Origin of the sequence: Bacillus canaveralius, from assembly GCF_002860125.1 — a bacterium.
Taxonomy (GTDB): Bacteria; Bacillota; Bacilli; order Bacillales; family Cytobacillaceae; genus Bacillus_BJ; species Bacillus_BJ canaveralius.
The window spans coordinates 50069-56068 of the sequence record NZ_PGVA01000034.1 but is presented as its reverse complement, the minus strand read 5'-3'; the positions used below and the strand labels follow the sequence as shown (position 1 = coordinate 56068).

Annotated in this window: 6 protein-coding genes; all 6 read right to left on the bottom strand. The window is 44.6% G+C overall.

What is annotated here, in order from left to right; translation table 11 throughout:
* Window positions 1-102: 102 nt before the first annotated feature.
* Window positions 103-417, bottom strand: a complete 315-nt coding sequence (gene trxA, locus CU635_RS15015; RefSeq protein ID WP_101578192.1) for a thioredoxin — start codon at window positions 415-417, stop codon at window positions 103-105.
* Between the two features lie 216 nt (window positions 418-633).
* Window positions 634-1611 carry an electron transfer flavoprotein subunit alpha/FixB family protein gene (locus CU635_RS15010; protein ID WP_101578191.1) on the bottom strand — a complete coding sequence of 326 codons (978 nt, stop codon included), beginning with the start codon at window positions 1609-1611 and terminating at the stop codon, window positions 634-636.
* A 77-nt stretch (window positions 1612-1688) separates the two neighbouring features.
* Window positions 1689-2462: an electron transfer flavoprotein subunit beta/FixA family protein gene (locus CU635_RS15005; RefSeq protein WP_101578190.1), complete on the bottom strand. Its 774-nt coding sequence runs from the start codon at window positions 2460-2462 to the stop codon at window positions 1689-1691.
* Window positions 2463-2501: 39 nt separating this feature from the next.
* Window positions 2502-3275 carry an enoyl-CoA hydratase gene (locus tag CU635_RS15000; RefSeq protein WP_101578189.1) on the bottom strand — a complete coding sequence of 258 codons (774 nt, stop codon included), beginning with the start codon at window positions 3273-3275 and terminating at the stop codon, window positions 2502-2504.
* Between the two features lie 30 nt (window positions 3276-3305).
* Entirely contained in the window at window positions 3306-3896 is a 591-nt protein-coding gene (locus CU635_RS14995) for a fatty acid metabolism transcriptional regulator FadR (RefSeq protein ID WP_101578200.1), read from the bottom strand.
* Window positions 3897-4170: 274 nt separating this feature from the next.
* Complete coding sequence (locus CU635_RS14990) at window positions 4171-5874, bottom strand: AMP-binding protein (RefSeq protein WP_101578188.1); 1704 nt, start codon at window positions 5872-5874, stop codon at window positions 4171-4173.
* Between the last annotated feature and the right edge of the window lie 126 nt (window positions 5875-6000).

Here is a 6000-nt window from a genome sequence, read left to right as displayed (position 1 = left end):
TCTTGACACTTACTCGGGTTGGACTTTCACCAACTAGCAATTAACGGCTTGCTGGGCACGCATTAAATGAAAAAGCAGCCCTGATATGGACTGCTTTCACTATTACAGGTGCTGATTCAGCTTTTCAGCAAGTGCTTCTTTCGGCTGAAAACCGATAACTTTGTCGACTGCTTCACCGTTTTTAAATACGATTAGAGTTGGGATACTCATTACACCAAATTTTGCTGCTGTTTCCTGATTTTCATCTACATCTAATTTCACGATTTTTACTTTATCGCCCAATTCAGAGTCAAGCTCTTCAAGAACCGGTGCAATCATTTTACAAGGTCCGCACCAAGGCGCCCAGAAATCCGCCAATACGATACCTTCGCTTGTGTCTTCAGTAAAACTTTGATCTGTTGCATGTATGATTGCCATAATGTCTTCCTCCTATTTTAGTAAGCCTTTAATGGTTTGAATTATAACATTGATAACTTTTGCTTGCGAATAATTTGCTTAGTGCTGACTCTTACTAGCGTTCCCTATCTTTAATTTGGACAAACATCTTTTATGAGCCGCTTTTAATGCGGTTTAAGATGTAATCCGGTAAAAAAACAAGACAGGTCTAATGACCTGCCCGACTTTTCCCGAAGATTAAGAATGAACTTTCAGCTTCTTGAATTCCTCTGTCAGCATTGGCACGACTTCAAACAAATCACCGACTATTCCATAATCGGCCACTTTGAAAATATTTGCTTCCGGATCTTTATTGATCGCGACAATGACCTTTGAATTGGACATTCCCGCTAAATGCTGGATTGCGCCCGATATTCCGCATGCAATGTAAAGGTCTGGAGTGACAACCTTTCCTGTTTGGCCAATCTGCAAGGAATAATCGCAATATTCCGCATCACAAGCACCGCGTGAAGCGCCGACAGCGCCTCCGAGCACTTGGGCCAGTTCCTTTAACGGTTCGAAGCCGTCTTCGCTTTTTACGCCGCGCCCGCCGGCGACCACTACTTTTGCTTCTGACAAATCAACGCCTTCACTTGCTTTGCGGACAACATCCTTAATAACTGTACGCAGATCGGTAATTTCAACAGCTAGAGCAGATACATCGCCTGCGCGTGCTTCATCCTTTGCAAGCGGGTCAATATTGTTAGGGCGGATCGTTGCAAAAATAATGCCCTCAGTAATGATTTTCTTTTCAAAAGCTTTTCCTGAATAAATCGGACGTGTGAATACGAGGTTGCCGCCTGCTGCCTCGACCGCCGTAACATCAGAGATAAGACCGGAATCAAGCTTGGCTGCAATTTTTGGAGACAAGTCTTTTCCAAGCGCAGTATGGCCAAAGATAAGTCCTTCCGGCTGTTCCGATTCAATAACAGCCATCAATGCCTGTGCATAACCATCTGACGTATATTGGCCCAATTTTTCATTTTCAACGATTACGACCCGGTCCGCACCGTACTGGATGAATTCTTCCCCTAAAGCGCTTACAGAACTGCCGACGAGAACACCAACTACCTCACCGCCTTCTGCTACTGATTTCCCTGCAGCAGCCGCCTCAAACGAAACGTTGCGCAATGATCCGTCACGGACTTCGCCTAACACTAATACTTTTCTGGCCATATATGTTTTACCCCCTGATTTTTATTTAAAAATTCCGATTTCTTGTTCTCCGGAAGTCCCAGCTTCGGATCGCCGTGTTAGACGACTTTTGCCTCAGTGTGAAGAAGGCTGACAAGCTCTTTTACCTGGTCTCCCAAGTCACCTTCAAGCACCTTTCCGGCATCTTTTTGAGGTGGAAGATAAATTTCAATTGTTTTCGTCTTCGCTTCGACGTCATCTTCGTCCAGATCAATATCATCGAGTTCAAGCTCGTCAAACGGTTTCTTTTTCGCCTTCATGATTCCCGGAAGAGAAGGATAGCGCGGTTCATTCAGTCCCTGCTGTGCCGTGACAAGCAGCGGAAGGCTTGTTTCTATTACTTCCGAATCTCCTTCGACATCACGGACAACGGTGACAGTGCCGCCATCAATGCTAAGCTTTGTAATCGTGGTTACATAGGAGATTCCCAATAGTTCGGCAACGCGTGGGCCAACCTGGCCGGAACCGCCATCGATCGCCACGTTCCCTCCCAAAATCAGGTCTGCTTCTTTATCCTTTAAGTATTCAGCTAAAATTTTTGCTGTTGTAAACTGGTCACCGTATTCAAGGTCATCCTCTGTATTGATGAGAACAGCCTTGTCTGCGCCCATTGCCAAGGCAGTGCGCAGCTGTTTTTCTGCTTCTTCATTACCTACCGAAATAACGGTTACTTCTCCGCCATGAGCATCACGAACCTGAATCGCTTCTTCTATCGCATATTCATCGTAAGGGTTGATAATATACTCTGCACCATCTTCATTGATTTTCCCGCCGGAAATCGTAATTTTCTCTTCAGTATCAAAAGTTCTTTTCATCAACACGTAAATGTTCATTGTGTCCCCTCCAAAATAAATTTATGGCAAATTGCAAGCTTACTTTCCCTTGAACTCCGGCTCGCGCTTCTCGATAAATGCCTTGATTCCTTCCTGTCCATCCTTGGACATAAAAACTTTGCCGAAAAGCTCTGCCTCCTTTTGGACGCCGCTGTAAAATTCACTTGTTTTTTCGTAATTTAAAAGCTCGATTGCTGCTTTGACGGAAACAGGGCTTTTTTTCGCAATTTTTTTAGCGATTTTATAAGCGTTTTCGAGCAACTCCCCTTCCGGATAGGCATGGTTGGCGAGTCCAAATTGGACGGCCTCAACACCGGTGATCGGGTCACTCGTCAACAGCATTTCCGCAGCCCTTGCCATACCGACATAGCGGGGCAGCCGTTGCGAGCCGGCAAAACCGGGAACCAATCCAAGCTGCAGCTCTGGGAGCCCTAGCTTTGCAGTCTCGGTGACAAGACGGAAGTGGCAGGCCATTGCAAGTTCAAGACCTCCGCCAAGAGCTGCACCATGAATCGCGGCAATAATCGGCTTTGGAAATTGCTCCATCCGCTCAAACAATTGCTGCCCATAGCCTGCCAACACGGCAAACTCTTCACCCGTTTCGATGGTTGTGAATTCCTTAATATCTGCCCCAGCCGAGAAAAAGCGTCCTTCTCCGTGAATAAGAACTACCCTGACATCATCATTGAACTCAATCTCGTCCAATACGGCCGAAAGCTCTTTCAAAACGCCTGAAGAAAGGGCATTGGCCGGCGGCCGTTCAAGCATAATCGTTGCGACTCGATCAGAGCTGGACCATTTTAAAAATTCCATTATCATTCCTCCTCGTATAAATCTTGCAGATTAATGCCCCGCGTTTCCGCAGCCATTGACGAGCAGACGGTGGACAGGGCCGGCCAATGCGGTAAGATCGTATTTTTGCTCGTTCATTACCCAGGTTGTCACCGTTTCGTCCATCGTTCCAAAAATCATTTGCCTGGCAAGCCGGACATCAAGATCGCTTGAAAACTCACCATTTTCCTTGCCCTCCAAGAGAATCTTATCTACTACTTGCAAGTAACCTTTTAACACTTCATTGATTTTTAAACGTAAATCTTTATTTGACTGCCTCAGCTCAAGCTGGGTGACAATCGCCAGATGGTGATCCTCTGACAGCATCCTGAAATGGTTTTCGACCATCACTAATAATTTCTCTGCAGCCTGTTCTTTTCCTGCAATCATTTGTTCGATTTTTTCCACAAAGTCACCCATTTTCTCTTGAAAGAGGGAAATTAAGATGTCTTCTTTGTTTTTGAAGTATAGATAAATCGTTCCGTCAGCCACGCCCGCCTGCTTGGCGATTTTAGATACCTGGGCTTGATGGTAGCCGTTTTCGGCAATGATGATGACCGCGGCATCGATGATCTGCATGTATTTCGGCTTACTTTTTTTCAAGCCGCTGCCCCCTTTCAAAAAATGCTGACTTTGTTTTTTCAAAACTGTCATATTGAAAAACCACTCTCCATAATTATCAATAAAAAAGTGCAACCTATAAAAATATGAATGAATAGTCATTCATATTTTTATAATAGTTGCACAAAAGTTTTCTGTCAAGAAAATATCTGTTTATTTCATTTGATCTTGTCTAGTTTATTATGACAGTCTGTGAACAGGCTGGCAAGCATTGCCTGTTTGAATTAAAGAGCCGTGATCATCACAGAAAAAAAAATTAAGCTTGTTTTTTCTCTTCTTCTTCAAACCGCTTTTTCTCTTCCTCTACAAGTGCTCTCCTTAAAATTTTCCCTACCGCTGTCTTTGGAAGCTCACTTCTGAATTCATACACTCTTGGAACTTTGTAAGCTGCCAAATGCTTGCGGGCAAATTCATCCAATTCTGCACTGGATAAAGAGGAACCTTCTTTTAAAACAACGTATGCTTTTACCGTTTCCCCGCGGTACGGATCAGGAATGCCTGCGGCAACGACTTCCTGGACATCAGGGTGCTCATAAAGGACTTCTTCAATTTCACGAGGATAAATATTAAAGCCTCCAGCAATAATCATGTCCTTCTTCCGGTCAACAACGTAAAAATATCCATCATCATCCATATAACCAAGATCTCCGGTCAACAGCCAGCCATCCTTCAATGTTTGTGCCGTATCTTCCGGACGGTTCCAGTAGCCCTTCATTACTTGAGGCCCTTTCACGGCAATTTCGCCGATTTCCCCTGGCGGAAGCGGTTCCCCGGTTTCCATTGAAAGAACTGTACTGTCCGTATCAGGCCACGGAACTCCAATACTGCCTTTAACCCGTGGACGGTCCCATAAGAAATTCGCATGCGTGACCGGGGAAGATTCCGTCAAGCCGTAGCCTTCGACCAGTTTTCCGCCGGTTGCTTGTTCAAAGTTTTGCTGAACCTCGACAGGTAGCGGGGCAGAGCCACTTATGCACGAATCAATTGAAGATAGATCGTATTTTTGTAAATCCGGATGGTTTAATAGGCCAATATAAACGGTTGGAGCACCTGGAAACAATGTTGGACGCTGCTTCTGGATTGTCTTTAAGGTGGTTTCCGCGTCAAACTTTGGAAGCAACACCATTTTGTAAGCCTGCATGACAGACAACAAAAGAACAGTAGTCATCCCATACACGTGGAAAAACGGTAAAATTCCGAGGACAATTTCCTCGCCACGCTTGCACTTATAAAGCCAGGCCTGGCACATTACCGCATTGGCGATAAGGTTTTTATGGGTCAACATCACCCCTTTTGGAAATCCGGTTGTTCCGCCGGTGTATTGAAGCAAAGCGAGATCTTCTTCATAATCAAATTCATGTTCTGCAATCGGCCTCAGCGGCTGTTTAAGTATTTCTGCCAGCAAATGATGGTTCCCTTCATGCTTCACGTTGACTACTATTCCGTATTGCTTTTTCTGAATAAACGGATAAACAAGATTTTTTGGAAACGGGAGATAATCTTTGATAGCGGTTACAATTATGTGCTCAAGATCAGTCTTCGGCATCACCTTCGTTACCCTCGGGAATAAGATATCAAGGGTAATAATTACTTTTGCTCCTGAATCCTTCATTTGGTATTCAAGCTCCCGCTCCATATAGAGCGGATTTGTTTGAACAACAATAGCTCCTGCCTGCAATATCCCGTAATAGACAATCACCGCCGAAGGGGTGTTTGGCAGCATAATTGCAACCCTGTCGCCCTTTTTGATGCCCAGGCTTTGCAAATATCCGGCAAACTTGCGTGCTGAGTCATAAACCTGTTGATAAGTCAGCTCTTTTCCCATGAAGTGAATGGCTGGTTTTTCGGGAAACTCCTCTGCAGCCCGTGTTAAATACTGATGGACTGGCTCATTACTGTAAGTAAGGGTCGAGGGGATTTCTTCTGGGTAATGTTTGATCCATGGTCTATTCTCTGACATACACTTCCTCCTGTTCTGAAGAATTTTTAGAACATTCAAACTGTTTCCACCTAATTATAATATAATGAAGATTCCATGACAAATAGAATAGTCCGAACGCATTTGTCACGAATTTGACTTCTGCGG